Source organism: Psychrobacter sp. 1Y4 (genome assembly GCF_051847555.1).
This window is the reverse complement of the sequence record NZ_JBPYDE010000112.1, coordinates 1-1,156: the sequence shown is the minus strand read 5'-3', so window position 1 is coordinate 1,156 and position 1,156 is coordinate 1. Positions and strand designations below refer to the sequence as shown.

The 1,156-nt window shown below is 42.8% G+C and carries 1 protein-coding gene; it reads left to right on the top strand.

Annotated elements, in window-relative coordinates:
- Nucleotides 1-465: 465 nt before the first annotated feature.
- Nucleotides 466-1,156 (top strand): enoyl-CoA hydratase-related protein (locus tag ACS8FC_RS14595; RefSeq protein ID WP_439297294.1); only part of this gene is annotated, 691 nt, incomplete at its 3' end.

The following is a 1,156-nucleotide window of genomic DNA, read 5'->3' as shown; positions in this document are numbered from 1 at the left end:
AAATGGCAACTCAGTATACAAGTATTCACTAAAACACTTTGCGCATAAGGTAAATGCCTACAGGTGATTTAAGAGTGACTTGCGAGTATGGCATTAGCTTGTGACAGTTAGGGGCATAATCCCCTACACTAATTGACGTGAAAATGGTCTGATGTTGACTGTAATGGGTTTTTACTCAGCGTATTAATTCAGCAATTTTCAGTGTTGGACCATGTCTCAGTCAGTATTTTAATAGCAGTATTTGCAACATATAAATAAAGCGCCGTGTGATGGGGTTCAAGAGACGTCAAAATAGGTATCACATCATGAGCGCTGGATAATAAAGACATCTTCACTCGTGCGCCCTCTATGTGTTTGTCTTTACGACATCACAGGCGCACAGTGCTATTACCCATTTTACTAACAGTAACTGGCTATTTATTTTAATTCAAAACGTAGCTTTCGTTATATAGAAAGGAGTTTCAAATGGTATACCAAGGAAATCGCATCACGGTGACAATGCTAGAGGATGGCATCGCCAACATGCACTACAACGCCGAAAATGAGAGCGTGAACAAATTTGATGCCGAAACTAATAAACAGTTTGGTGAAGCCGTGACTGCTTTAGAAAAAGCGGACGACGTCAAAGGTCTTATCGTCACTTCAGGCAAAGGCGTGTTTATCGCTGGTGCTGATATCACAGAGTTTGTGGCTTCTTTCAAAAAATCAGAAAGCGAGATCAAAGATTGGGTCGTTCATGTCAATGACGCTTTCAATCGTTTTGAAGATTTGCCATTCCCAAAAGTTGCGGCAATTAATGGCGCGGCAATGGGCGGCGGTTGTGAGATGACCTTGGTATGTGAATACCGCGTCATGAGTGATAAAGCAATCATCGGTCTACCAGAAACTCAGCTAGGTATTTTCCCAGGTTTCGGTGGTACGGTTCGTAGTACGCGTATCATTGGTATCGATAATGCGCTTGAGCTTATCGCTACTGGCACACCAAAAAAACCACTTGATGCGCTAAAGTTAGGCCTAGTTGATGCGACCGTTCCTGCTGATGACTTGCAAGATGCAGCCATTGATTTGGTCAAAAAATGTATCTCAGGTGAGCTTGATTGGCAAGCGAAGCGTGAAGAAAAACTGGCTCCTGTTAAGCTGAACCAGCTTGAGCAAG